This window comes from Bifidobacterium canis, from assembly GCF_009727065.1.
In the GTDB taxonomy this organism is placed as follows: Bacteria; Actinomycetota; Actinomycetes; order Actinomycetales; family Bifidobacteriaceae; genus Bifidobacterium; species Bifidobacterium canis.
The window spans coordinates 48888-74886 of the sequence record NZ_WNLP01000001.1 but is presented as its reverse complement, the minus strand read 5'-3'; the positions used below and the strand labels follow the sequence as shown (position 1 = coordinate 74886).

The 25999-nt window shown below is 58.6% G+C and carries 19 protein-coding genes and 2 pseudogenes; 3 read left to right on the top strand and 18 right to left on the bottom strand.

Features of this window, described 5'->3' with window-relative positions:
- Positions 1-140: 140 nt before the first annotated feature.
- A complete protein-coding gene (gene hflX / locus GSD1FS_RS00330) occupies positions 141-1631 on the bottom strand; it encodes a GTPase HflX (protein ID WP_343030165.1) in 1491 nt (496 codons plus the stop codon).
- 207 nt (positions 1632-1838) lie between these two features.
- On the opposite strand from hflX, the gene GSD1FS_RS00325 reads away from it, so the two are divergent.
- Together GSD1FS_RS00325 and hrpA are read left to right on the top strand one after the other, a co-directional pair.
- Positions 1839-2486, top strand: a complete 648-nt coding sequence (locus GSD1FS_RS00325) for a class I SAM-dependent methyltransferase (protein ID WP_246165665.1) — start codon at positions 1839-1841, stop codon at positions 2484-2486.
- A gap of 52 nt (positions 2487-2538) precedes the next feature.
- Positions 2539-6587 (top strand): annotated as a pseudogene (hrpA, locus tag GSD1FS_RS00320) (ATP-dependent RNA helicase HrpA).
- Positions 6588-6619: 32 nt separating this feature from the next.
- Here hrpA and GSD1FS_RS00315 read toward each other — a convergent pair.
- The 4 genes from GSD1FS_RS00315 to glnA all read right to left on the bottom strand — a co-directional run bounded on the left by GSD1FS_RS00315 (position 6620) and on the right by glnA (position 10813).
- Positions 6620-7144: a hypothetical protein gene (locus GSD1FS_RS00315; protein ID WP_155587893.1), complete on the bottom strand. Its 525-nt coding sequence runs from the start codon at positions 7142-7144 to the stop codon at positions 6620-6622.
- Positions 7145-7181: 37 nt separating this feature from the next.
- Positions 7182-8498: a DUF7224 domain-containing protein gene (locus GSD1FS_RS00310; protein ID WP_155587892.1), complete on the bottom strand. Its 1317-nt coding sequence runs from the start codon at positions 8496-8498 to the stop codon at positions 7182-7184.
- A 10-nt stretch (positions 8499-8508) separates the two neighbouring features.
- Positions 8509-9270 carry an ATP-binding cassette domain-containing protein gene (locus tag GSD1FS_RS00305; RefSeq protein ID WP_155587891.1) on the bottom strand — a complete coding sequence of 254 codons (762 nt, stop codon included), beginning with the start codon at positions 9268-9270 and terminating at the stop codon, positions 8509-8511.
- 205 nt (positions 9271-9475) lie between these two features.
- Positions 9476-10813 carry a type I glutamate--ammonia ligase gene (gene glnA / locus GSD1FS_RS00300; protein WP_155587890.1) on the bottom strand — a complete coding sequence of 446 codons (1338 nt, stop codon included), beginning with the start codon at positions 10811-10813 and terminating at the stop codon, positions 9476-9478.
- Positions 10814-10923: 110 nt separating this feature from the next.
- Here glnA and GSD1FS_RS00295 point away from each other — a divergent pair, with 110 nt between their 5' ends.
- Positions 10924-12369: a DUF2252 domain-containing protein gene (locus tag GSD1FS_RS00295; RefSeq protein WP_155587889.1), complete on the top strand. Its 1446-nt coding sequence runs from the start codon at positions 10924-10926 to the stop codon at positions 12367-12369.
- A gap of 9 nt (positions 12370-12378) precedes the next feature.
- On the opposite strand, the gene priA is transcribed toward GSD1FS_RS00295, so the two are convergent.
- The 13 genes and pseudogenes from priA to GSD1FS_RS00230 all read right to left on the bottom strand — a co-directional run bounded on the left by priA (position 12379) and on the right by GSD1FS_RS00230 (position 25958).
- On the bottom strand, positions 12379-13104 hold the full coding sequence (gene priA, locus GSD1FS_RS00290; protein ID WP_155587888.1) for a bifunctional 1-(5-phosphoribosyl)-5-((5-phosphoribosylamino)methylideneamino)imidazole-4-carboxamide isomerase/phosphoribosylanthranilate isomerase PriA: 726 nt from the start codon (positions 13102-13104) through the stop codon (positions 12379-12381).
- A gap of 33 nt (positions 13105-13137) precedes the next feature.
- A complete protein-coding gene (gene hisH / locus GSD1FS_RS00285) occupies positions 13138-13785 on the bottom strand; it encodes an imidazole glycerol phosphate synthase subunit HisH (RefSeq protein WP_155587887.1) in 648 nt (215 codons plus the stop codon).
- A gap of 33 nt (positions 13786-13818) precedes the next feature.
- Positions 13819-14529 (bottom strand): hypothetical protein, encoded by a 711-nt coding sequence (locus GSD1FS_RS00280; RefSeq protein ID WP_155587886.1) that lies wholly within the window; start codon positions 14527-14529, stop codon positions 13819-13821.
- Positions 14529-15130: pseudogene (gene hisB / locus GSD1FS_RS00275) on the bottom strand (imidazoleglycerol-phosphate dehydratase HisB). Before hisB ends, GSD1FS_RS00280 begins: the two are co-directional and overlap by 1 nt.
- A 46-nt stretch (positions 15131-15176) precedes the next feature.
- Positions 15177-16343, bottom strand: a complete 1167-nt coding sequence (locus GSD1FS_RS00270) for a histidinol-phosphate transaminase (protein ID WP_155587885.1) — start codon at positions 16341-16343, stop codon at positions 15177-15179.
- Positions 16340-17722: a histidinol dehydrogenase gene (gene hisD / locus GSD1FS_RS00265; protein ID WP_196425000.1), complete on the bottom strand. Its 1383-nt coding sequence runs from the start codon at positions 17720-17722 to the stop codon at positions 16340-16342. Before hisD ends, GSD1FS_RS00270 begins: the two co-directional genes overlap by 4 nt.
- A gap of 164 nt (positions 17723-17886) precedes the next feature.
- Positions 17887-21450, bottom strand: coding sequence for a DNA polymerase III subunit alpha (gene dnaE / locus GSD1FS_RS00260; RefSeq protein ID WP_155587883.1), 3564 nt, complete (start codon positions 21448-21450; stop codon positions 17887-17889).
- Between the two features lie 366 nt (positions 21451-21816).
- Entirely contained in the window at positions 21817-21960 is a 144-nt protein-coding gene (locus GSD1FS_RS00255) for a hypothetical protein (RefSeq protein WP_155587882.1), read from the bottom strand.
- A gap of 2 nt (positions 21961-21962) precedes the next feature.
- A complete protein-coding gene (locus GSD1FS_RS00250; protein ID WP_155587881.1) occupies positions 21963-22919 on the bottom strand; it encodes an RluA family pseudouridine synthase in 957 nt (318 codons plus the stop codon).
- Positions 22920-22932: 13 nt separating this feature from the next.
- On the bottom strand, positions 22933-23463 hold the full coding sequence (gene lspA, locus GSD1FS_RS00245; RefSeq protein ID WP_155587880.1) for a signal peptidase II: 531 nt from the start codon (positions 23461-23463) through the stop codon (positions 22933-22935).
- A 12-nt stretch (positions 23464-23475) separates the two neighbouring features.
- Positions 23476-24999 (bottom strand): DivIVA domain-containing protein, encoded by a 1524-nt coding sequence (locus GSD1FS_RS00240; protein WP_155587879.1) that lies wholly within the window; start codon positions 24997-24999, stop codon positions 23476-23478.
- Between the two features lie 128 nt (positions 25000-25127).
- Positions 25128-25418 carry a YggT family protein gene (locus GSD1FS_RS00235; RefSeq protein WP_155587878.1) on the bottom strand — a complete coding sequence of 97 codons (291 nt, stop codon included), beginning with the start codon at positions 25416-25418 and terminating at the stop codon, positions 25128-25130.
- 69 nt (positions 25419-25487) lie between these two features.
- Positions 25488-25958: a cell division protein SepF gene (locus GSD1FS_RS00230; RefSeq protein ID WP_155587877.1), complete on the bottom strand. Its 471-nt coding sequence runs from the start codon at positions 25956-25958 to the stop codon at positions 25488-25490.
- Positions 25959-25999: the final 41 nt, after the last annotated feature.

The following is a 25999-nucleotide window of genomic DNA, read 5'->3' as shown; positions in this document are numbered from 1 at the left end:
CTTTAGCAGAATCGCCCCTACCGGTTGTGTTTGCGGGTCCTTTTGCGATTGACCGCGAACAAGCGCGTTGTGCCATCTGGTGCCATGCTATTGGCATGCCATCGGCATGGCACCATCGGTTCGGAGTTCAGCCGAAGTGATTATATATCACGTTCGTTTCGCTCGTGCTCGAATGGTTCTTCCAGCGCAACATCCATGATCTTCGCAGCCAAGCGCTCGTCAACGAAAGCCTGCAGCATCACACCGTCGTCACGGTATTCCAACGATTCGAGTCGCCCGTATTCGCGCACTTTCGAAATAAGCGAACCCTGCGTGTAGGGCAGCAATGCTTCGATGTGCACGTCCGGATCGGCGAGCATCGATTCCACGTCGGCGCGCAGCTCGGCGATGCCCTCCCCCGTAGCGGAAGACACGATGTGCGCCTGCGGAGCCAGCGCGTGCAGTCGTTCACGCTTCGTATCGTCGATCAGATCAGCCTTGTTGAACACGGTGATCATCGGCAGCCGCTCCACGCCGTCGATCGTCTGCAGCACCTCGTTCACCGCGTCGATCTGCGAGAACGGATCGGGATGCGAGGCGTCGACCACGTGCACGATCAGGTCGGCGTCCGCGATCTCCTCCAACGTCGAACGGAACGCCTCCACCAGGTTCGTCGGCAGTTTGCGCACGAATCCCACGGTGTCTACGTATGCGTAGAGTCTGCCGTCCTTCGTCTTCGCGCGACGCACAGCCGTGTCGAGCGTGGCGAACAGTGCGTTTTCCACAAGTTCGGTGGAACCGGTGAGCCGATTGGTCAGCGAGGATTTACCGGCGTTCGTGTAGCCGACGACCGCGATCGTCGGCAGTCCATAACGTCTGCGCGAGCCGCGTTTGACTTCACGCGTGCCCGACATCTGCTTGATCTGCTTGCGCAAGCGTGCGATGCGCGTGCGAATGACGCGCCTGTCGAGTTCGATCTGCGTTTCACCCGGACCACGTGAGCCGATGCCACCGTCCGCGCCGGCCGCGCGTCCGCCCGCCTGACGAGACAGCGCCGCACCCCAGCCGCGCAGTCTGGGCAGCATGTATTGCAATTGCGCGAGCTCGACCTGCGCCTTGCCTTCGCGCGACGTCGCGTGCTGCGCGAAGATGTCGAGAATCACCGCCGTGCGATCCACGACCTTCACGCGCGTCAGATCCTCCAACGCGCGACGTTGGCTCGGTGGAAGGTCCGCGTCGACGATAATCGTATCGGCGTCGTTCGCCGCCACGATGTCGGCGATCTCGTGAGCTTTGCCCGAGCCCACGTATGTCGCCGCATCCGGTCGCGAGCGCTGCTGCAGCACGCCGTCGCACACCTCCGCACCCGCGGTCTGTGCCAAAGCCGCGAGCTCACGCAACGATTCCTCTGCCTGCGCGAGCGTCGTCTCGCGCGACGACCATATGCCCACGAGCACCACCTTTTCAAGTCGAACCTTGCGGTATTCGACTTCGGTCACATCTTCGAGCTCACCCAAACCAGTGACATGTTTGAGCTCATTACGGGACTCGCGTTCCCGCCAAGTTTCGTCGTCCGCCGAGTGAGCCGAATACTCATGCTCGAGCAGCACCTGCGATTGGTCCGACAGCACGTCTTGTGCGTCACTCGTCACGAGTTCCTCTTCGTTAGCGTTGTCTACGCTTGCCTGCGTATCGTTGACGCGCGTATCACTGCGTGTGCCGCTGTGCAATTGGGTCAAATGCGCCTCTCTATTGAATCTCTAGAATCTATTGAGTTTTATATTGAGCTAGGAGTAGTTTGTAGCCTGCTTATATCATTGAACGTAGCATAGAACAAGACTTTTCACGTGATAATTCCAATGGATCGAGGAATCATGAGCGACGAGCGCGCAAAAAACGCGAACGAACAGTATTTCAGTGCCTCCCCTTCTTCGAAGGACGTGCGTAAGCAACTTGAGATAACGCTGCGCGACCACCCGGTGACCGTTGAGACGTCGAACGGCGTGTTCTCCGCGCACCGCGTCGATCTGGGAACGTCGGTGCTGCTCAGGCACGCGCCGATGCCGCCGCTTGAGGGCACGTTCCTCGACTTGGGTTGCGGCTGGGGTGCTATTTCCCTCGCGCTCGCGCTGGAGTCCCCCGACGCCACTGTGTATGCGGTCGATGTGAACGAGCGTGCGATCGAGCTCACGCGTCACAACGCGCAGGTCAACGGCTGCGGGAATATTCACGCGGGCACTGCTGCTGAAGTTCCTGAGAGTGCGCGCTTTGATGTGATTTGGTCGAATCCGCCTATTCGCATCGGCAAAGACGCACTGCACGAGTTGTTGATGGAGTGGCTGCCACGGCTTGCCGCCGATGGGCACGCATACTTGGTGGTGCAGCGCAACCTCGGCTCCGATTCGCTGATCAAATGGCTCGCCGAGAATCTCGGCGAGGGCTACGACGTGAGTAAATATGCGAGTTCCAAGGGCTATCGCGTGATCGACGTGCATAAGCTCGCTTGAGTTCGCGCGCAGTGTTCTGCGCTGTTCACAAGATTGTTGACGAAAAGAGATTATGAAATTCGAATATCCCGATCAACTGCCTGTCAGTGCGGCGCGCGAGGCGATCGCGAACGCTGTGCGCTCAAGTCAGGTGGTGATCATCTCCGGGCAGACCGGCTCGGGTAAGACGACTCAGCTGCCGAAGATTCTGCTGGAACTGGGGCGCGGCTCGCACGGCAAGCAGATAGTGCACACGCAGCCCCGCCGCTTGGCGGCGCGCACTGTGGCCGAGCGCATCGCCGACGAGATGGGCGTTCACTTGGGCGATGAGATCGGCTATCAGGTGCGTTTCACCGACGAGAGCTCGCCGAAGACGCGTTTGCGCGTGGTGACTGATGGCATTCTGCTCGCGCAGATTCAACGTGACCCGCATTTGACCCGTTATGACACGATCATCATCGACGAGGCGCACGAACGCAGCCTGAACATCGACTTTCTGCTCGGCTATTTGACCGCGCTGCTGCCGCAACGCCGTGATCTGAAGCTCATCATCACGTCGGCGACGATCGACTCGGTGAAGTTCCAAAAGCATTTCGAAGACGCATTGCACACGAAGGTGCCGGTTATCGAGGTGTCTGGCCGCACCTACCCGGTGACGATCTGCTATGAGCCGCTTGGCGGCACGCCTGCGCTGATGCGGCACGTGCCCGGTTTCGCAGACGGCGAGGCCGGTGAAGACATCACGAATCCCGACGCCGAGGCGATGGACATGCCCACCGCCGTCGCGCGCGCCTGCACCGAGCTGGCGATTCTCTCGACGCACGACCAAGGCCCGCGTGACATTCTGGTGTTCGCTTCCGGCGAGCGCGACATTCGCGACTTCGAGCAGGCGTTGCGCCACCATTTCGGACCTCGTGCGGCGGATATGCGCAGACCCGACGCCATTGAGATCGTGCCGTTGTTCGCCCGCCTGAGCGCGAAGGAACAGCATCGCGTGTTCGAATCGCATTCGCATCAGCGCATTGTGATCGCCACGAACGTCGCCGAAACATCGTTGACCGTGCCAGGCATCCGATATGTGGTCGACCCGGGCACCGCCCGCATTTCGCGCTATTCGAAGCAGGCGAAGGTGCAGAGGCTGCCGATCGAACCGATTTCACAGGCGAGCGCAGACCAGCGTTCCGGTCGTTGCGGCCGCATCGCCGACGGCATTGCGATCCGCTTGTATTCGAGTGAAGACTATGAGTCTCGCCCGCGTTTCACCGAACCTGAGATTCTGCGCACGTCGCTGGGTGCAGTCGTCTTGCACATGCTGTCGGTGGGCGTGGCGAAGACGGCGGAAGACATCACCGATTTCGGTTTCATCGATCCGCCTGACATCAAGGCGGTGTCGGATGGCATCAACGAGCTGACCGAGTTGCGTGCGATCACGCGAAAGCATGGGTCGATGCAGTTGACGCATACCGGCCGTCAGCTGGCTCGCATTCCGATCGACGTGCGTTTGGGGCGCATGGTGATCGAGGCGGCTCGCTCCACGACGCCGAACACGCTGGCCGCCGTATTGGTGATCGTCGCGTTCCTGAGCTTGCAGGATCCTCGTGAACGACCTGATGAGAAACGCGAGGAGGCCGACCGCATTCACAACCGCTACGCGGATCCGACCAGTGATTTTTGACTGCGCTGAATATTTGGGATCGTGCGTTCGGCGCGGACGGCGAGATGAGCAACCATGCGCTGCGTAAACTGTGCAAAACCGAATACATGCATTTTCTGCGCATGCGTCAGTGGAAGGATCTCGTCTCCCAGCTGCGTGAACTGTGCCGTGAACTGAAGTTCAAGGTGGGCGACCCGTTACCGCTCTCCCGTCCGCCGCGTGAGATCCGCGAACTGCCGATCAACCAGCAGGCCGCGCATTCGCTGGCGTGCTCGTGGGATGCGCAGGGCATTCACACGTCGATGCTGGCTGGACTACTGTCGATGATGGGCATGCAAGTGGTGCATGAGCCGAAGGCGTCCGATTTCGCCGGACTCAAGGGCGCTGCCCGTGCGCGTGCGATGAAACGCGCGCAGAAGATGGCGAAGAACGACTATCAGGGCGCGCGCGGCACGCATTTCGCGATCTTCCCCGCCTCCGTGGTGTCGAAGACCACGCCGAGCTGGGTGATGAGCACCGAACTCATGCAGACGAGCCGCCTGTGGGCGCGGTACTGCGCGCAGATAGACCCTGCGTGGGCTGAACCGTTGGCCGGCAATCTGACGCGCGTGACCTACGCCAACCCGCATTGGTCGGCGTCGCGTGGCTCCGCCGTCGCCGAATCGAAGGTGCTGCTCTACGGCTTGCCGATCGTCGAAGGCAGGCACGTGCAGTGGGGGCGCATCAACCCGCTGGAAGCCCGCGATTTTCTTATTCGCCAAGGCCTGGTGGAGGGTGAGATTCAGCAGCGCTTCGCACACGACGAGTTCATCGACGCGAACCGTGCGATCATCGAGGAGGCCAGCGACGAGTCGAACCGCACGCGTCAGGTTGCGCAGACCGTCAGTGACGAGGATCTTTACGATTTCTATAACGGCGTGATTCCGAACACCGTCACGAATGTGGCGGAACTGGCGAAATGGTGGAAGGACGAGTTCGCCAAGCAGCCCGATCTGCTGACCTTCGACCCGGCGAACGTCGACCGCTTGATCGATCAGCAGTCGGTGAGCATGAGCGACTTCCCCGACCATTGGATCACGCTGGGCTCTGACGAACGTGTGATCGAGCTGCGCTTGAGCTATATCTACGACACGAATGATGTGTCTGACGGCGTGAGCATACACATTCCGCTGTCCGCGCTGTCGCGCATCAGCGCGCCGGAGTTCACGTGGAATGTGCCTGGATTGCGGCATGAGCTGATCGTCGCGATGATCAAGGCGCTGCCGAAATCGTTGCGCGTGCAGTTCGTTCCGGCTCCTGACACCGCCGTGAAGATCGAGGACTGGATCGACGCCCACTTCCCCGACTCCCCTGGTTCCGGTGATTTGGAGCACCCCGCCGAGGCGCCTGATGACGGCGTTTGGCCTGATTTCGCGCATGTGTTCACACAGGCGGCGATCGCGGTGGTGGGCGCTCAGATTCACCCCGAAGTGCTTGACGGTCTCATGGAGAAACTGCCGCCATACCTGCGTTTGACCTATGTGATCGAACGCCCGAAGCCGAAGCCCCGCAAGGCTCCGCGTCACCGTTCGTATGCGGACAGCGTGGTGGTGCTGGCGAGCGGCAAATCACTGGTTGAGCTGCAGCGCAAGTTTGCTCAGCAGGCGCAGGATTCCGCGCGCAAGATCGTGCACAAGAAGGCTCAGCAGGCTGCCAGCAAAGGCCAGGTCGTTGCCGAGGCCGATCTGCTGCGCAAAGCCGGTGCCACGCGCGAGTCCCGCGAACAGATGCTGTGGCGCGGCGCACTGGATCGTCTGCGCCTGCCCGCCGACCGCATCTCCTCACGCTGGCTCGGCACCGAAGCGCTCATGTTGGCCGCCGCCCCGTATTCCACCACCAAGGATTTGGTGGAAGACATGCAGTTGCAAACGGTGAAACGCCTCCTGCCGAACATCGCGAAGCTCCATGACGACGAGGAACTGAGCCTTGCCGTCGATGGCGTCAAGGAGATCTACGAGGATGCCGTCTACGACGTGGCGAAAGACACGATCAACGTGCTGCGCGACTATGCGCAGGTAGACAAAGCGGTGTCCGGCAAAGCGGATCTGCCGATGCTCTCGGTGTTGCAGTCGGTGCGTGAGCACATCGCCACGCTCGTCTACCCCGGTTTCATCGGCAAAACCCCTGCCGACGCGTTCCGCCGCCTGCCGACCTATCTGCAGGCGGATCTGATGCGCATCAACAAAGCGAAAACCGACAAGAACCGCGACGTGCGCTGGGCATGGCAGGCCGACGAAGCCAAGCAGATCGTCGACAAGGCGCTCGATAAAGCTAAGCAGGAGCCTGCCGGAGCCAAGCATGACGAATTGGAGGCGAAGGCGCAGCACGCACGCTGGATGCTCGAAGAGTTCTATGTGTCACTGTGGGCGCAGGAGCTCGGCACCCCCTACCCGGTGAGCGTGCAGCGCATCCAAAAGGCCCTTCGATAGATTCAAGGAGCGCCGCATCAGCCGATATTCAATCAAGCGATACGGCGCTCCGGATGCGGTGGCGTCCACAGCATAACGACCACCAATGCGAGCACCACAAGGAACTGCGCCAGCGTCGGAGTGACGGCCAGAGGGAACTGCCATGCCGCGGGATCGCGCATAGGTGGGGTTCCCACCGCGCAACATACCACGATATACACAGGACCTATGGCACCTCCGGTTTTTCTCCCAAACAACCGTGAGCAAACAACACCAAGAGCTCCACACCCAAGCACTGCGAGCGCGGAACATATTCCTGCATAACCGATGAGCGGAATCGCCGCGAATCCCACTGCAACCAGAGTCAGCACAATAATCGCGAACGCAGCATAATCCAACAGAACGGTATTGCGCACGGGAACTCCCACATCCGGCTCATTACCATCGAAACATATCGAAATCGCCACAATGAGCGGCATTGCTGCGATAAGCGACAATACTAGATTCGTGTCGGCATACACAAAAGCAGGCATGCCAATGAGCAATCCGCCGAAAAACAATTCGGCAATGATCGCCACTACAAGTGCAATGCAAACAAACCAGACATGATGCGCCTTACACCATAGTTTCATTGCTCACCTCAACTTGCTGCGTGTGCTTGGCATTCTGCACGCGCATCACTGATCGCGCGAGAAATGCTCGACGCGTCGCCTGACATAGATGCAGGTTCTGCACCGTTTTCATAGCCTGCAACCGCTCATTCAAAGTCTCAATAGCCTGTTGATACGCCGGCAAAGTCTCTGATATGCTACAACCATCAATTTCAGACGGCGCAAAATCGGTGTACGCATCCAATAGAATGCGCTGTCTACCGCTCTCATCTGCTGCAGATAGATCGTTCACGCTTATGGTCATCGTCGCCTTATCTGGAATGCGTTCGCTTACCATGACGGGGACAGTGATACCGGCGGCAGACAATGTTTCATCAAACTTGTGTACATCGTCAACCAATTGCGGCAAATATTCCTCGTGTTCCGGCCAAACGCACACCTTCGTCGAACCACTTTGTGCGCATATCGTCGATGTATCTCGTGCGACAACAGGAGCGGAGCCAAACGGTAGAGCCAACAACACTGCAATAACCACCAGCGCAACGGATGCAGCGAATGCTACGACAAGTCTGCGTATCGAGTAGTTCATCGCATGTGCAGATCTTTGCGCTGTCATACCTAGCACTGTGATGCAGCATATTATCAGCGCAATATACACAAGTACCGGAGCGCAAACCGCACGTATGCTCAGCATCGTGTTGGGAATCCCCATCGCATCTTCATATCCGTTCAGGTGACGAAGCCACATTGGCTGCACTGCACTGGGGAACAGCAGTCCGAAAAAGACAATCGCAATCGTCGCCGCCGTAGCCCACAACCGTTGCAATACCATGCCGCACATCGCCCCGAATAATGCCAGTCCAACAACCATAAGCGCAGCGGTCAACAGCACAACGGCGTCAGCCATGCGAAATGAGTCGCGGGCATATCTGGCACATACAACCTGTATAACTGCCATGCACGTCATACCCCATGCCATTATTGGCATCAATGCGCGGCCGAAGATCTGCCAATGTGAACGAACATTCGGGTATTGGAACACTTGCCCCTTTCGCAAAGCCGATATGTCCCATGCAGCTTTGCCGGCAACAATAGGGCCAATAATAGCGATCATCGTGTTGCCGGTTTCCACCGCAGCATCCCAAGATGCGGCCGCGCTTAAGCCCGCCACATTGTGCCGTCCAAATGCGAGTAAGAAGAATATAAACACCGCACACGTTGCAATGCCATATGCAACATGCAACAATCTTGCGCGCAATGCAGGGAACAGTTGCGTCACACGGATTTTTGTACGAGTAGAACCGTTCGCATAACCATCCATTGCGAACTCCTCATCTATCAAGGATGGCATTGAACGCATCAAAAGCCGCGGTCTGCGTCGCACCTCCGGCAATACTCAGGTAATCCGAAGTACTTCCCTGCCAAAGAATCCGACCTTCATGCAGCACTACAACTTGGTCGAAAAGCTCTTCGAAATAATCGAAGTCATGAGTGGATATCACATAATTCACATGTGCGCGGAGTTCCTGCAACAGCAATGCCAATGAACGTTTCTGACGTGGATCGAGTCCAGCAGTCGGCTCATCGAGCAACAGCCAATCTGCACCGCGAACCAATGCTTGCGCCAAACCGAGTCTGCGCAATTGGCCACCCGATAGGCTGGATGCCTTACGATCCTCCAGCTCGATCAAATGGACCTGCGCGAGCGCCTGTTGAACCCACTTATCCGACTGTTGTCTTGGCACCTTGCCCAGCCACGCATGGTAGGCCACAGACTCACGTACAGTGAAACCGGATATCACAGGAATATCTTGTGGCATCCAACCAATATGCGTCCGATACTCACCAATCATCTTACGCGACAATGGCACACCATCAACGCCCACCGTGCCACTGTCTACGGCAAGGAGCGAAGCCATCACCCGCATCAATGATGTTTTCCCTGCGCCATTCTCCCCCACGAGCGCAGTCGCTCCCGCAGAGATATATGCTGAAACGTCATTCAGCACCCGCGTACCATGTCCATACCGATAGCTCACCTTTTGCAAGCAAAAACTAGATCCATTGTGCGCACACATCATTGTGTCTACCACGCATTCATTTATTCCAAGTTTTATCTATTATTTCCAGTTCGTAGAATCAGATTATCAGTGGAGAGAACTGTTCTCTACTAAAGATATCAATCACTTATACGTCAGTTGTTGAATTTTAAAATAATATATTTATTTATAATAATAAATAAAAAAGATACCCAATATAGAACTCTATATTGGGTATCTTGATGTGAGCTTTATTCCCTCACAGCTTGGCGAGATACTTCTTCAGCTCGAACGGAGTGACCTGGCTGCGGTATTCCTCCCATTCCTGATGCTTGTTGCGCAGGAAGAACTCGAAGAGGTGTTCGCCGAGCACGTCGGCCACGAAGTCGGATTTCTCCATGATCTTCAACGCTTCGTCAAGCGATTCCGGCAATGGTTGAATGCCCATCGCCTGGCGTTCGGCGTCGGTGAGCTCCCACACGTCGTCGCTCGTCGGCTCGCCCAGCGTCATCTTCTGCTCGATTCCGTCAAGACCGGCTGCGAGCAGCACCGAGTAGGCGAGGTACGGGTTCGCGCCCGGGTCGAGCGCACGGAATTCGATGCGTGCCGAATTGCCTTTGCCCGGCTTGTATTGCGGGATGCGCAGCAACGCGGAACGGTTGTTGTGACCCCAGCAGATGTAGCTCGGAGCCTCATTGCCTCCCCACAGGCGCTTGTAGGAGTTCACGTATTGGTCGGTGACCGCGCAAATCTCAGCCGCATGGTGCAGAATGCCGGCGGCGAACTGGCGGGCGGTCAGCGACATGTTGAACTCCTGACCTGCCTCATAGAAGGCATTCGAATCGCCTTCGAACAGGCTCAGGTGGGTGTGCATGCCCGAACCCGGAGCATCCGCGAGCGGCTTGGGCATGAAGCTGGCGTGAATGCCGCGTTCCAGCGAGATCTCCTTGACCACGGTGCGGAACGTCATGATGTTGTCGGCGATCGTCAACGCGTCGGCATAGCGCAGGTCGATTTCGTTCTGGCCGGGGCCGCCTTCGTGGTGAGAGTATTCCACGGAGATGCCCATTTGCTCGAGCATGTTGACGGTTGCACGACGGAAGTCCATTCCTGGGCTGCGCGGCACGTGGTCGAAGTAGCCGCCCTGATCGATCGGCACAGGGGTCTGCGACCAATCGTCTTGCTTTTCGAACAAGTAGAATTCGATTTCAGGATGCACGTAGAACGTGAATCCCTTTTCTTTCGCCTTGGCAAGCGAGCGCTTCAGCACGTGGCGTGGATCGGCGAGGGATGGGGTGCCTTCCGGCGTGAGCACGTCGCAGAACATGCGTGCCGTGCCTTGTGGACCGCCTCGCCACGGCAGAATCTGGAAGGTGCTCGGATCCGGTTTGACGATCATGTCGTCTTCCGACACGCGCGTCATGCCTTCGATCGCCGAGCCGTCGAAGCCGATGCCCTCTTCGAACGCCGCCTCCAACTCCGCAGGCGCGATCGCCACCGATTTCAACGTTCCCAGCACGTCCGTGAACCACAGGCGAATGAAACGAACATCGCGTTCCTCAACGGTTCGGAGCGCAAATTCTTGTTGTTTATCCATAGCACTCCATCGTTCCAAACACATGTTACGGAAGACGTTAACAGACGAGATATTGACACGCTTTTCACAATGCTGGCTGCTGTGCACCCCGTCGCGCTACTGTGTGAACTATGAGTGAAGGAAATCTCGTAGAGTCCAGCGAAGACCACCCGATTCTCGACATGAGTGCGTGGAAGGAGCTCAAAGACCCCGAAGAGCGCACGAATGCCGGCATCGCACTGCGTGAGAAGTTCCCGCTGGCGTCGCATGCCGTATGGCGCGTGTGCACAAAACGCCGAGATGTGATCGGCCTGCTCGAACAGCAGAATGTCAAACGCCTGCAATCGTTGATTCCACTTCGTTTCAAGCGCATGGGGGTGAACCCGTTCACGTTCTACCGCGGCACTGCGGCGATCATGGCCAACGACTTGGCGCGCACGCCCACCACTTGCATTCCGGTGCAGTGCATCGGCGACGCGCATATCGGCAACTTCGGCATCTTCTACTCCCCTTCGAAACGTCTTGTGTTCGACGTCAACGATTTTGACGAGACGACCACCGGCCCTTGGGAGTGGGACATCAAGCGTCTCGCCGTTTCCGTGGAGATTGCCGGCCGTAACATCGGTCTCAAGGAGAAGAATCGGCACGAGGCGGTCTACCGTTGTGTGAAACAGTACCGTGAAACACTTCATGAGTTTTCGCAGATGGGCTTCCTCGACACGTGGTACACGCACTTCGACGTGGAAGATAGGCTCGACTTCCTCGAAAAGAAGCTGAAGGCCAAGCCGTCGCGCACACTGCACGGCGCCATTGAGAAAGCGCGTTCAAAGGATTCGAAGAAGGCGGCGAACAAGCTCACCTATTTGGACGGCAACAGGCTGCGGTTCAAGTCCGACCCGCCTGAACTCGTGCAGATCAACGAGCTGGAGGGGTATGAAGACATCGACGCTTTGCGCTCCCGACTGCAGCAGCTGTTCGACACTTACCGCGATTCGCTGTATGAAGACCGCAGGCACGTGCTCGAGCAATACCATTACCAAGACACCGCGCGCAAAGTGGTCGGCGTCGGCTCGGTGGGTACGCGCTGCTGGGTGAGCGCGTTCATCGGGCGTGACATCGACGACCCGCTTATTCTGCAGATGAAGGAAGCCGTGGCGAGCGTACTCGCGAAATACGTTGGCTGCTCAGGGTATGCGACGCATGGCGAACGCGTGATCCAAGGGCAGAAACTCGTGCAATCCACAGCCGATATTCTGCTCGGCTGGGCGCAGTTCGTCGCCAGTGATGGCTTGCCGCGCGATTATTACGTGCGCCAGTTGTGGAACGGCAAGGGTTCCATCGACTTGGACACGCTGCACGCCGATTCGTTGAGCAACTTGGGTTCGCTGTGCGCGTGGTGCTTGGCGCACGCACATGCCCGCAGTGGTGACAGTCTCGCCATCTCCGGTTACCTCGGCGACACCGATGAGTTCGAGACTGCGATGACGAGTTTCGCGGATTCGTACGCCGATCAGAACGAAGATGACTATGAGCTCTTCGATTCGCTTATCAAATCCGGCGAACTCCCCTGCGCATAACCGCTCAGTTTACTTGGCTACTTCGAGGGCTTCCTGCAGCGTGAACGCGCCGGCATACAGTGATTTGCCGAGGATTGCCGAGTCCACACCGAGATCGGCGAGCGTTTTGATGGCACGCAGGTCGTCGAGCTTGGAGATGCCACCGGATGCGGTGACCTTGGCATCGGTGCGTTCGGCGACTTCACGCAGCAAATCGATGTTCGGGCCGCTCATCATGCCGTCACGCGTCACATCGGTGACCACGTAGCGCGAGCAGCCGGCATCGTTGAGGAACTTCATCGTCTCGAACAGGTCGCCGCCTTCTTTGACCCATCCGCGTGCGGCGAGCGTATGCCCGCGCACGTCGAGTCCCACAGCCACCTTGCTGCCATACTTGGCGATCACGTTCGCCGTCCACTCTGGGTTCTCGAGCGCGGCTGTGCCGATGTTGACTCGTGCGGCACCGGCTTCAAGCGCAGCGTCAAGGGATGCGTCATCACGCACGCCGCCAGACATCTCGATGTTCACTTTGTCTCCGAGCTCGGCGACGATCGCACGCAGTTGCGCACGATTGTTGCCGGTGCCGAAGGCGGCGTCCAAATCTACCAAGTGAATCCATTCGGCACCTGCTTCAACCCAAGCGCGGGCTGCCTCTAACGGCGAACCGTAGTCGGTTTCCGAACCGGATTCACCTTGGCGAAGGCGCACGGCCTTGCCATCTCGAACGTCAACGGCGGGTAGCAGCGTGAGCGACATATATCTTCCTTTGATTTGTGAATGGTGGTTTCGTCAGAGAATCGCAGCCCAGTTGGCTAGCAGTTTGCCGCCGGCCTGCGCGGATTTCTCGGGGTGGAACTGGGTGGCGAACAATGGTCCGCGCTCATAGCTGGCGACGAAACGGCTGCGGCTGTATTGGCAGTAGCCGACTCGTTGCTCGGCGTCACCGAAGTCGATGGAGAACTGCGAACAATCCGCTGGTTGAGCATCAAACGCGGCGTATGAGTGCACGAAATAGAATCGTTCATCTTCGACGCCGTTGAGCAGAATCGAATTGGCGGGAGCCTCAACGGTGTCCCAGCCCATGTGCGGAATCACGTCGGCATCGAGTCGTTCGACTTTGCCGTTGATGAGTTGCAGACCCTGCGTGTCGAGATCGTGCTCCGTTCCGCGGTCGAACATGATCTGTTCTCCCACGCACACGCCGAGCACTGGGCGGCCTGCACGCAGGCGGTCATAGATCACACCGTCTCCGCTCACCGCGCGAAGTCCCTGCATACATGCGGCGAATGCACCGACGCCGGGCACCACAAGACCGTCCGCTTCCAATGACGCGCGGTAGTCCGAGGTGAGCGTCACATCGAGATGCTGATTGGCGAGCGCGCGCATCATCGAACGCACGTTGCCGAAGCCGTAGTCAAAAACGACAACTGATTTCATGACTCTCCTGTGTTCTGCGTGGTGCGCACGCGACTATTTGATGGATGAACCGCCACGACCGAGATGCGTGTGTTCTGCGATGATCTCGAATGCGCGCGGCTTGTCGATGCTCGCGGAATCGATGATCGTCGTGCCTGACTGTTTGATGGCGTCGAGGTCGGTGATGCCGAGCATCAGGTCTTCGACAAATGGAGCCAACGTTTCGAGCACGAACGGTGGTGGCAACTGTGCGGATTGTGCGACCCCGTTCGCGAACGGGGTCGCCGTCATCTTGTCGGCACGGTCGACGAGCAGCAGCGCGCTGAGTCCGGTCACCACGGTGGTCAGGTCTTTCGCTGCGGCTTCCGGCCCGTCACCGTCGAGATTGCGTAGCACAGCGACAGCTCCCGATTGCGAGTCGAGGCACTGTGCGGAAATGTCGGCGAGAGTGCAGAACGCGGCGAGCAGTTCAGCTGACGACAGTCTGGTGACGATGATCGCACGCTTGGCCTTGTTGCCGATCAATCCCTCCAATTCATCGTCGAAACTCGTCTCGGCGTTGGAGTTCATGATCTGCGAGAACTCATCGTCTACCGAGTCGCTCAAGGACTGTGCGGAAGAATCATCAGTGTTCTCTTGGCTCGCGGTGTCTGCCTGCTGCGCCTTGTCGAGATCTTCGAGCTGCTTGTTGAGGTCGGCGAATTCTTTTTCGAACTCCGCGTCGTCAAACAATCCTTCTGGAAGATCGTTGTTGTTCTCTGCCATCAGAGCGCGCCTTTCGTGCTGGGGATGATGCCGGCGATGCGTGGATCAGGCTCGATCGCGAAACGCAACGCTCGTGCCAGAGCCTTGAACTCGGCTTCGGCGATATGGTGCGGTCGCGACCGGCGATCAGGTGCATGTGCAGGCAGATCTGCGCGTGGAATGCGATGGATTCCATCACGTGACGCACGAGCGAGCCGGTGAAATGGCCGCCGATCATCGCGTATTGGAAGCCTTCCGGTTCGCCGCTGCACACGCAGTATGGGCGTCCGGAGACGTCGACGACCGCTTTGGCGAGCGCTTCGTCAAGCGGCACGGTGGCGTCGGCGAAACGGCGGATGCCGCGCTTGTCTCCCAATGCCTCGTGCAGGGCCTCTCCGAACACGATGGCCGTGTCTTCGACGGTGTGATGAGCATCGATGTCGGTGTCTCCGCTCGCCACGATGTTGAGGTCGATGAGCGAATGCTTGCCCAGCGCCGTCATCATGTGGTTGAAGAACGGAACGGTGGTTTCGATATGCGTTTGGCCGGTGCCGTCAAGGTTCAATTCGAGATCAACGCTGGATTCGCTGGTCTGACGGACAATATGGGCTGTGCGCGCCATGTTTTCTCCTTTTGGCAATCCTGAAATTGTGTGCGATTTCGAACAGTTATGCGTGTTCCACCACTCGCATGGATTCGACGAGCGCTTCGCGGAACCGCCGCATCTCCTCGTCGGTGCCCATGCATACGCGCAGCCAGCCTTCAGGGCCGACGACGCGGATCAGCACGCCTCGCTGCAGCATCTGGTCGAATATCGCGCCGCGATCGTCGAACGACCCGCCGAAGAGCAGGAAGTTCGACTGCGACGGCGCCACTTGGAGTGGTTTGCCGTTGTAGGTCTGCTCTTTAAGCCATGCCGCGGTTTCTTCACGCGTGTGGCGCAGATGGTCGACTTGGCTGAGCTGTTCCTTCGTGTGGTCGAACGCCGCCAATGCCACAGCTTGTGTGACCGCCGAAAGGTGGTATGGCATGCGCACAATGCGCAGGCAGTCGATGATGCCTGCGCTGGCGGCGATGTAGCCCACGCGTGCTCCGGCGAAGGCGAACGCCTTGCTCATTGTGCGGCTCACGGCGAGGTTCTCGTAGGCGCCGAGCAACGTGGTGGCCGATGGCGTGCCCGGATCGCGGAATTCGATGTAGGCTTCGTCTACCACGACGATCGGGTGCACGCCGTCTGCCGCGCCTGCGACCTGTGCGCTCTGGCAATGGTCGAGGATACGCTTGAGATCTTGCATCGGCAATGGTGTGCCGGTCGGATTGTTCGGGCTGGTGAGCAGCACCATCGACGGTTCGAGCGCGTCGATGTCGGCTATCGTGCGATCGACGTCGAGCGTGAAATCCGGGTTACGGTGAGCGGTGTGCCATGCGGTGAACGTGTCGCGCGCATATTCGGGGTACATCGAATAGGTCGGGTCGCATCCGAGCGCCGAACGCCCCGGGCCTCCGAAGGCCTGGAACAGCTGCAGCATGATCTCGTTTGAACCGTTGGCACCCCACACCTGATCGACGGTGAGATCGGCTTTTGACTCCTCTTTGAGGTATTTCACGAAGGCTTCGCGCAGTTCGATGTGCTCGCGATCCGGGTAGCGGTTGAGCGTGGGTGCCACCTGCTTGACACGTTCGACGATGCTGTGGACCACGGCGTGATCCGGCGGATATGGATTCTCGTTGACGTTCAGGCATACCGGAACGTCAAGTTGTGGAGCGCCGTAAGGCACTTCGCCTATCAAATCGTTACGCAGTGGCAGATCCGCCGGGATCATCGCTTCGCTCATCGAAGACCAGCCTCTTCTTCCTGTTCAATGATGGTGCTCTTGTTGTATGGATCGTCGATGAAGCGTGTCAGCACGCTTTCACCGTGTGCCGGCAGGTCTTCGGAGACGGCGAAGGCGTTCACCTTCGCAGCCAGCTCCTTGAGCCCCTGCTCGTCGTATTCGATGACTTCCACCGGCTTCATGAACGTGTGCACGCCAAGACCTGCGGCGAAACGAGCGGTGCCCGACGTTGGCAGCACGTGGTTGGAACCCGACATGTAGTCGCCGAGAGGCACTGGTGAATAGTCGCCGCGGAAGATCGCACCCGCGTTGTGGATCTTCGCGATCACGGCATCTGGGTCTGCGGTCTGCACTTCCAAGTGTTCGGCGGCATAGGCGTTCGCCGCGTCGATCGACTGTTCGAGCGAATCGGTGAGAATGATGCCGGATTGCTTGCCAGACAGCGAGGTGGCGACGCGCTGTGCATGCTCGGTGCGCGGCACGCGCTTCTTCAGCTCGGCCTGCACTTCGTCGGCGAGCTGTTCGTCGTCGGTGATCAGCACGGAGCCGGCGAGTTCGTCGTGTTCGGCCTGACCGATCAGATCAGCTGCCACGAATCCGGGCTTGGCGGTCTTGTCGGCGAGAATGGCGATTTCGGTTGGACCTGCCACGGCGTCGATGCCGACGATGCCGGAGACGAGACGCTTGGCGGTGGCGACGAAGATGTTGCCCGGGCCGGTGATCTTGTCGACCGGTTCGCACAGCACCGGAGACTGTGGGTTGTCGACATCGGTGGCACCGTAGGCGAACATCGCGATGGCCTGTGCGCCGCCGACGGCATACACTTCGTCTACGCCGAGAATCGCGCACGTGGCTAGAATCGTTTTGTTCGGCCAGCCTTCCTTGCTGTCGCGGCTTGGTGGCGTGGCGACGGCGAGTGATTCAACGCCGGCTGCCTGAGCCGGAACGACGTTCATGATCACCGAACTCGGGTACACAGCCTTGCCGCCAGGCACATACAGGCCGACGCGCTGGATCGGAATCCAGCGTTCGGCGACACGAGCGCCCGGAGCCAGATCGGTGTGGAAGTCTTTCGGCACCTGTGACTTCGCGACGGCGCGTGCGCGACGCACCGATTCCTCGATGGCCGCGCGAACCTCGGGGTCGAGGCTGGCGACGGCGGCGTCGATCACATCTTGTGGAACTCGCAACGACTTCGGTACGATATGGTCGAATTTCTCGGCGTATTCACGCAACGCTGCGGCGCCGTTCTTCTTGACGTTGTCGAGAATCGGCTGCACAATTTCGCTGGCTTCGTCGGTTCCCATTTCAGCACGCGGCATCGCGGCGAGCAGTTCGGCACGAGTCAGCGTTTTTCCGCGCAGATCAATGATGCGCATGTAATTTTCTTCGGTCATAGTCTCTATCGTAACAAGCTCGTGTCACGAGTCGCGATCTGCGGAAATCCTTTTCACATCGTGAGATATGCCATATGGGTGCGCCTGTTGGAATGCGTGCCGTGCTTTGGCACGCAGTCCAACAGGCGGAATGCCACAGAACGAGCTCAGCTCACCGGTAGTGCGTTCGCGCCGAACAACACCTTGATATCGGCGAACAAGCCGGTTTCGCGGCGCACGCGGAACTTGTCTCCCAACGTCATCAACGTGACATCTCCCGAGTCTCCGGTGACGGCGAGTTTCACTTCGCAATACCCCGGATGATTGGCGAGCACGGCGGAAAGCTGCTGCATGCGCTGCATATCGATCGCGTGTGCTGGCAACGAAATGAGCACCGGACGGTTCTCCTGCGCATCCAACGTCGGCACCATCATCTCGGTGGCTCGCATCGACACCGTTTCGTCGCGCTCCTCGACCATGCCGCGAATCTGCACGATCGTGTCGACCGCCAAGTCAGCGGCGTTCGCCTCGTAGACCTTGCCGAAGAACATGCATTGAATCGAGCTTTCCATGTCTTCGATCGTCACGATCGCCCACCGGTTGCCCTTCTTCGACACACGCGAGTCGACGTTCGTGATGAGTCCGGCGATCACCACCTGCGTGCGTTCCGGCATCTGCGCGGCTTTGTCGATCAACTGCGCGATCGACATTTCACGCAGTGACGCGAGCACCGATTGCATGCCTGAGAGAGGGTGGTCGGAAACGTAGAGTCCAAGCATCTCGCGTTCGAAGTTGAGCTTCGTCTTTTTGTCCCATTCCTCAACATCGGGAACGGTTATCGACACGTCTCCGAGCGACTCCCCCTGCGTGTTATCGGAGGAATCGAGGTCGGCGAACAAGTCGAATTGGCCGGTCGCCTGCTTGCGTTTCAGGTCGGTCACCGAGTCGATGGCGGCCTCGTGGATCTGGTAGATGGCCCTGCGGTTCGGGTCGATCGAATCGAACGCACCAGCCTTGATGAGCGATTCCACAAGTCGACGGTTCACGGCGCTCAACGGCACGCGACGAATGAAGTCCATGAAGTTCACGAACTTGCCACGCGGGCCATTGCGTTCGGCGATGATGTCTTTGACGGCGTTCTCGCCGACGTTGCGGATCGCACCCAAACCGAAACGCACCACGTCACCGACTGCCGAATATGCGTAGACGGATTCATTGACGTCCGGCGACAACACCTTGATGCCCATGCGACGCGCCTCGCCCAGGTAGAGCGCGGTCTTGTCTTTGTTGTTCGCCGCACCCTGCAGCAAAGCCGCCATGAATTCGGCGGGGTAATGCGTCTTGAGGTATGCGGTCCAATACGAGATCAGGCCATATGCCGCGGAATGCGCCTTGTTGAACGCATAGCCGGAGAACGGCACGAGGATGTCCCACACCGCGTTCGCCGCCTCCTCGGAGTAACCGTGCTCCTTCATGCCCTGGAAGAACGGCACCTTCTCCTTGGCCAGCACCTCCGGCTTCTTCTTGCCCATGGCGCGGCGCAGCACATCTGCCTTACCAAGTGAATACCCTGCGAGAATACGCGCAGCCGACTGCACCTGCTCCTGGTAGATGATCAGGCCGTAGGTCTCGTCGAGCACCTCTTTGAGCGGCTGTTCGAGCTCGGGGTGGATCGGCACGATCTTCTGCAACCCGTTCTTGCGCTTCGCATAGTTCGTGTGCGAATCCATGCTCATCGGGCCCGGTCGGTATAAGGCGATCAATGCCGAGATGTCGTTGAAGTTATCGGGCTTCAACTGTTTGAGCAGCGCGCGCATGCCGTCGGAATCGAGCTGGAACACGCCAAGCGTGTCACCGCGCGACAGCAGCTCGTAGGTCTCCTTGTCGTCAAGAGGAATCTTCGTGTAGTCGATCGCCTCCTTGCCGTTCGAGACGATGTTCTTCAATGTGTTGCCGATCACCGTCAAGTTGGAGAGGCCGAGGAAGTCCATCTTCACCAACCCCAGCGTTTCGCAGGTGTGGTATTCGAACGTGGTGGTGACCGTGCCATCGGTGCGTTCCAGCAATGGTGACGTGTCGGTGATCGGCGCGGAACCCATGATCGTGGCACAGGCGTGCACACCGGTCTGGCGAATCAGTCCTTCAATGCCCATCGCCTCGTCGGTTATGCGCTTCGCATCGACATCGGATTCATACATCTCACGGTATTCGCGCGCTTCGGCGTAGCGCTTCGACTTCGGGTCGAAGATGTCGTGCAACGGTACGTCTTTGCCACCGGTTGCGGCTGGCGGCAGTGCCTTCGTCACGCGCTCGCCCATCGCGAAGTCGTAGCCCATGATGCGCGCGGAATCCTTCAACGCCTGTTTCGTTTTGATGGTGCCGTAGATCACGCATTGCGCCACTTTGTCGTGCCCGTATTTCTCACCGCAGTATTCGATGACCTTCAAACGGCCTTCCGGGTCGAAATCAACGTCGATATCAGGCAGCGACACACGTTCCGGGTTGAGGAAGCGTTCGAAGATCAAACCATGCTCGAGTGGATCGAGTTCGGTGATGCCCATGGCGTAGGCGACCATCGAGCCTGCCGCGGAGCCACGTCCCGGCCCCACCATGATGTCGTGGTCTTTCGCCCACTGGATGTAGTCGGCCACCACGAGGAAGTAGCCCGGGAACTGCATCTGGCAGATCACGCCGCATTCATAGTCGGCCTGCGCCAGCACATGCTGCGGCACATTGCCGTCATAGCGGCGTTCCAAGCCTTCCTCGACCTTCTTGAGGAACAGCGACGTCTCGTCCCAGCCCTCCGGGCATGGGAACTTCGGCATGAACGCGCCGTCTTCGTGATCATCGAATATCACGTTGCAGCGTTCCGCCACTTCGATCGTGTTGTCGCAGGCTTCGGGCAGGTCTTTGAACAGGCTGCGCATCTCCTGCGCGCTGCGCATGTAGTAGCCTTCGCCGTCGAACTTGAACCGGCCGGGGTCATCCAGATGCGAACCTGAGTTGATGCACAGCATCGCGTCCTGCGCACCTGCGTCTTCCTTATGCACGTAGTGGGAGTCGTTCGTGGCCAGCAACGGCGCATCGAGCTTCTTGGCGATCTCGAGCAGATCTTTGGTCACCTTGCGCTCGATCTCGAGGTTGTGATCCATCAACTCGATGTAGAAGTTGTCTTTGCCATAGATGTCTTGCAGCTCGCCGGCGGCGCGCAGAGCCTCGTCGAACTGCCCTAAGCGGAGGCGCGTCTGGATGATGCCGGACGGGCAGCCCGAGCCGCAAATGACACCTTTGCTGTAAGTGGCGAGCACCTCTTTATCCATACGCGGGTAGCGCATCACGCGGCCTTCGAGATTGGCGACCGAAGACGCTTTGATCAGGTTCACCAATCCCTCGTCGTTTTCCGCCCACAACGTCAAGTGGGTGATCAAACCGCCGCCCGAAACGTCATCGCTGCGTTGGGCTTCGGTGCCCCAATGCACGCGTGACTTGTCTTGACGCGCGGTTTCCGGCGTCACATACGCTTCAATGCCGATGATCGGCTTGATGTCGTTCTTGACGGCTTCCGACCACATCTCATATGCACCATGCATGTTGCCGTGGTCGGTGATGCCCACTGCGTTCATGCCCAGTTCCTTCGTGTATTTCACGAGATCCGGGATTTTGGAGGCACCGTCGAGCAGCGAATAATGCGTGTGATTGTGCAATTGGACGAAGTTCGCGGAATCGGTCATAGTTTTCAAATATATCGTGAATCGAGACTGCTGTACAGGGTTGCGGCCGCCCTGCCGCGACACACTTACGAACACGCGCGCAGACGGCCGACACGCGAAAAGTTATCCACAATTCTCTGTGCGAGTGGCGTCGGCGTGATCCACTCGTTAGCGTGGACAACACCACATTCAACGGTGAATGGGAGGACGATATGACCAGCGAAAACACACTGCACACAAAGGAAGTTCACACATCACAAGCATGGCAGAAGCAACGGCTCACTAAAATCTGCGCATATTCTGCGTACTGTGCGCGAGCTTCACTCTGCTCTGCATTCCGGGGACGATCGGCGTCACGCAGTCGTTGCATGTGATTCTCGGGCATGCTCATACGCCTGGGTATTCGACCGGCTCGCAGGAACTCGACGCATGGGTGTCGCTCATATTCACAGCGCCGCTCATGCTCGTTCCGCTGGTCGCCGCGGTCATGATGCTCGTGCTGAGTATCGTGACCGGACGGCGGTTGCGCATGATTACTCGGAGATCACGCTCTCCTCGTGGTTCTGATCGCGGAGCTGATGGCGTTGGCGCATCACGTCGAGCGCATGCTGAAGGTCGGCAGGATAGTGCGACGACACCACCGTCGTGACGTGCGTGCGCGGGTGGCGGAATTCGAGCTCCATCGCATGCAGCCACTGGCGCTCCAAGCCGAGCGCTTCCGAGAGTTTGGGATTGGCGCCATACATCGGGTCGCCCACAAGCGGATGCCCGATCGACGAGAAATGCACGCGGATCTGATGTGTGCGACCCGTTTCAAGGTTGATCGATGCGAGCGTCGCCTCACCGAAGCGTTCGAGCACATCCCAATGCGTTATGGCCTCTTTGCCCGCCGGCGTCACGCAGAACCGGAAGTCGGAGACTTTTGCGCGCCCGATCGGGGCATCGATGGTGGCGCGATCTTCTTTGAGATTGCCCTGCACCAGAGCATGGTAGGTTTTCTTCACCTCATGCTCGGAGAACTGACGTCGCATCTCTTTGTAGGCGAGATCTGATTTGCATACGAGCATCAGCCCTGACGTGCCCACGTCGAGGCGCGACACGATGCCCTGACGCCCTGGAGCACCCATCGACGTGATGTGCACGCCTCGCTGCAGCAGCGAGCCCAGCACCGTTGGCCCCGTCCAACCCACTGAGGCATGGGCTGCCACGCCCACCGGCTTGTCGACCACCACGATGTCGTCGTCTTCGTAGGCGATCGTCATTTCGTCGCTGATCGGTTCGGGCTCACGCTGCTCTTCGACGACGTTGATCTCCACCGTGTCTCCAAGCTGCAGAATACCCGATTTGTTGAGCTCTCGCCCGATAACCCTCGCCTGCCCCGTTTCGATCAGTTCGGTGGCTTTGGCGCGTGAAACGCCCATCATTTTGGCGACCGCCACATCGAATCGCCTGCCGATCAGTGCGTCAGGCGCTGGAATGATTGTGCTCATACACTCCCCTCCACTATGCCTGCTGTGCGTCGTCTTTCTCGATCTGCGGTTCGGTTCGATATGGCACGTTGCACAGAATCGATATGACGATGCCGATGCCGGCGAGCATCAGGAAGATGTCGGCCACATTGCCCACCGACCAACCGTAGTTGAGGAAATCAACCACTTTGCCGTTGAGGAACGTGGTCGCATAGATGGCTCGGTCGATGAGGTTGCCGAACGCACCGGCGAATGCCAATGCGAACAGCACCGTCCACACCATCGATGTGGTGCGCACGGTGAGCACGACGAGCACGATGCAGGCGATGATGGCGAACAGGCTGATCAGCCAAGTGGCGTTTGACCCCATGCCCAGTGAAGCGCCCGGGTTGTGCACGAGCGTCAGTGAGAGGACGTGCGGAATGACCTGAATATGGTCGGTTTCGCTCAAATGGGTTTGAGCAAGGTATTTGGTGAGCTGATCGATGCCGATCGCGACGATGGCAATACATGCGAAGACGGCCACGCGTTCACGCAGCCGTCTTCCGTTAGTGTTCGATTTCAACGGGAGCTAACCTCAGTTGGCGTTCTCGAAATCTTTGTAGTTGTTCGTGTCAGACACCTGAGCCTGCAGCTGACCGAGGAAGTCGGTGAGGCGAGCACGGTATTCGGTCTCGAACTGCTTGAGACCCTGAATGTTGCCTTCGACGACCTTGGACTGCGCTTCGAGGTTGTCGCGAACCTGCTGAGCGTAGTCGTCAGCGGCGCTGCGCGTCTTCTTGTCGTAGTCGTCGGCGCGCTGCTTGACTTCGGCTTCGAAGGTGTTGATCTCGTCGTGACGATCGACCACATACTGGTCGGCTTCGCTCTTCTTCTGCTGGGCGTAGGCGTTGCCTTCGTCTTGCTTCTTCTGAGCGTATTCGTCGGCCTCGTGAGCCTTCGAGTCTGCGTAGGTGTCGGCCTCGCTGGTCTTCGTGGCCACGTAGTTGTTGGCTTCCGTGGTCTTCTGATCGGCGTAGGTGTTGGCCTCGTTCGTCTTGTCGACCACATACTGGTCGGCTTCGGCGTGCTTGTTCTTCATGTAGGTATCGGCGTCTTCGTGCGTCTTCGCGCTGTAGGCGTCGGCATCGTCACGAGTCTTCGAGCTGTAGGCGTCGGCGGCTTCGCGGGTACGCGCATTGTAGTCGTCGGCTTCGGAACGAGTGCGGTTCGAATAGTCGTTCGCCTTGGCGATCAGCTCTTCATACTTGCGCTGGGACTGCTCGGTGATCTCCTTGGCGGTCGCCTTGCCCTTGTCGACGTACTGGTCGTGCAGCTGCATGGCCAGTGTCAGCATTGCGGTGGCGCGCTCCGGCTCACTGTTTGCGGAAGCTGCCGCGCTCTTGATCTTCTGCAGGCTGCCGGTTTCGGTGTTCGGCTCGACCTTGGCGACCTGATCGCGCAGCTGCTCTTCGCGCTGCTTGGATTCTTCGAGCTGCTTGGTGAGCTCCTGCACTTGGGACTCTGCCTGCTGTGCACGAACTGTCTGCTCGTGTGCGGTGGCCAGCTGGTTGCGCAGGTTCTCGCTGTCGGCGCGGAACTGGTCGCGCTGGCGGGTGACTTCCTGAAGCTGCTGAGTCAACTCTGGCTGCGAGGAGTCCTGTGCTGCCTGCGCCGCCTGCGCGGTCAGCTGATCGACCTGTGCAGACAGGCGATCGACCTGATTCTTGAGCTGCTCGTTCTGCTCAGACAACGCCTGATTGTTGTCTTCCGCTTCCTTGAGCTGTGCTTGTGCAGCCTGCGCCGCCTGATTCGCCTGAGCGATCTGGGCGTTCGCCTGCTCGCTGGCACCCTGCGTTGCGGCGGCCTTGAGCGACTGGTTTTCCTGCTGCAGAGACTGCACCTGTGCAGTCAAGTCGGAAATCTTCGTGTTCAGCGCGGAAACGTCGGGTCCAAGAGCCTGCGTGGACTGGCCGCCTGCAACGGCCTGCTTACCCAAAGCCTCTACTGTTTCGGTGACCTGATCGAGAAAATCATCGACCTCATCGACATCGTAGCCTTCTTTGAAGCGCACGGTTTGGAACGTGTGCTCCCTGATATCCTTTGGCGTCAAAAGAGCCATTATTTTACCACCTCGCTTTGGGATAGTCCCAGCTTAGTTGACCTTATTTTTGATGCTATCACGAGACGTGCGCAACACCCCGCGTTATATCGGGTTTTTCTGCAACAGCGGTATTTCTTACTGCTCGTTTAGATGAGCACCTGCAGCACGATGAGCACGAAATAGAGCACGATGAAACTCACGTCGAAATACACCGGCCCCATTGGAATCGGCTTGATGTAACGCCGAAGAAAGCGCAGCGGTGGCTCGGTGAGCTGATAGATGATGCGCAGCAGAGTCGCCACGAATCCGCGCGGACGCCAGCGCGGAGCAAGCACGAGCACCCAATCGAAGATCATGCGCGCGAATAATACGGCGAGATACGCGTCGATCATCAGATCGACTATGTGCAGGAAAAAGACGAGAAAAGTCGAAAGCATGCTCACCAGACTACCGAGAGACTGGGAACATGCTTTCGACTCGCAAAGAATATGTGAATGGCAGAGTGCTCAGTTGTTGAACAGATCCTGCCCCATCGCCGAATCGGTGTCTTCCGCAACGATGTCGACGCGGGCGGGGCTCAGCAGGAAGACTCGCTCAGTGACGCGCTCGATCGAGCCGGAGATGCCGAACACGACGCCAGACGAGAAGTCGATGATGCGGTATGCCTGCGACTGCGAAACGTCGGTGAGGTTGAGCACCACCGGAATGCCGTCGCGCAACGCCCTGCCCACGAGCTGCGCGTCTTCGTAGCTCTGCGGGTGAATCGTGGTGATGCGGTTGATATTCGCACGGAACGGCGTCACGGATTTACGCGAACTCGTCGAGCTTGGGGCGCTCTGAGCTGGAATCGGTGTCACGGAACGATCGGTGTCGAACGATGCCTCCGGCTCTTCGTCGATGACTTCGTCATCTTCATCTTCTGGCACGACGTCCGACATGCCCAAGTACGACATCGTCTTCTTCATGAATCCGGCCATTCGCGTTTCCTTCTTTGCTGTTCTCTTATTTGATTATTTGC

Bases quoted from the DNA above. Each gene is read 5' to 3' on its own strand.
- GSD1FS_RS00240 (WP_155587879.1), bottom strand. From the start codon at position 24,999: ATGGCTCTTTTGACGCCAAAGGATATCAGGGAGCACACGTTCCAAACC.
- GSD1FS_RS00295 (WP_155587889.1), top strand. From the start codon at position 10,924: ATGAGTGAAGGAAATCTCGTAGAGTCCAGCGAAGACCACCCGATTCTC.
- GSD1FS_RS00235 (WP_155587878.1), bottom strand. From the start codon at position 25,418: ATGCTTTCGACTTTTCTCGTCTTTTTCCTGCACATAGTCGATCTGATG.
- GSD1FS_RS00270 (WP_155587885.1), bottom strand. From the start codon at position 16,343: ATGAGCGAAGCGATGATCCCGGCGGATCTGCCACTGCGTAACGATTTG.
- GSD1FS_RS00280 (WP_155587886.1), bottom strand. From the start codon at position 14,529: ATGGCAGAGAACAACAACGATCTTCCAGAAGGATTGTTTGACGACGCG.
- GSD1FS_RS00255 (WP_155587882.1), bottom strand. From the start codon at position 21,960: ATGCGCAACCGCCGTCCGGTCACGATACTCAGCACGAGCATCATGACC.
- priA (WP_155587888.1), bottom strand. From the start codon at position 13,104: ATGTCGCTCACGCTGCTACCCGCCGTTGACGTTCGAGATGGCAAGGCC.
- hisH (WP_155587887.1), bottom strand. From the start codon at position 13,785: ATGAAATCAGTTGTCGTTTTTGACTACGGCTTCGGCAACGTGCGTTCG.
- hisD (WP_196425000.1), bottom strand. From the start codon at position 17,722: ATGCGCATCATTGATCTGCGCGGAAAAACGCTGACTCGTGCCGAACTG.
- GSD1FS_RS00325 (WP_246165665.1), top strand. From the start codon at position 1,839: ATGGATCGAGGAATCATGAGCGACGAGCGCGCAAAAAACGCGAACGAA.
- GSD1FS_RS00230 (WP_155587877.1), bottom strand. From the start codon at position 25,958: ATGGCCGGATTCATGAAGAAGACGATGTCGTACTTGGGCATGTCGGAC.
- GSD1FS_RS00310 (WP_155587892.1), bottom strand. From the start codon at position 8,498: ATGGATGGTTATGCGAACGGTTCTACTCGTACAAAAATCCGTGTGACG.
- GSD1FS_RS00250 (WP_155587881.1), bottom strand. From the start codon at position 22,919: ATGAGCACAATCATTCCAGCGCCTGACGCACTGATCGGCAGGCGATTC.
- dnaE (WP_155587883.1), bottom strand. From the start codon at position 21,450: ATGACCGATTCCGCGAACTTCGTCCAATTGCACAATCACACGCATTAT.
- glnA (WP_155587890.1), bottom strand. From the start codon at position 10,813: ATGGATAAACAACAAGAATTTGCGCTCCGAACCGTTGAGGAACGCGAT.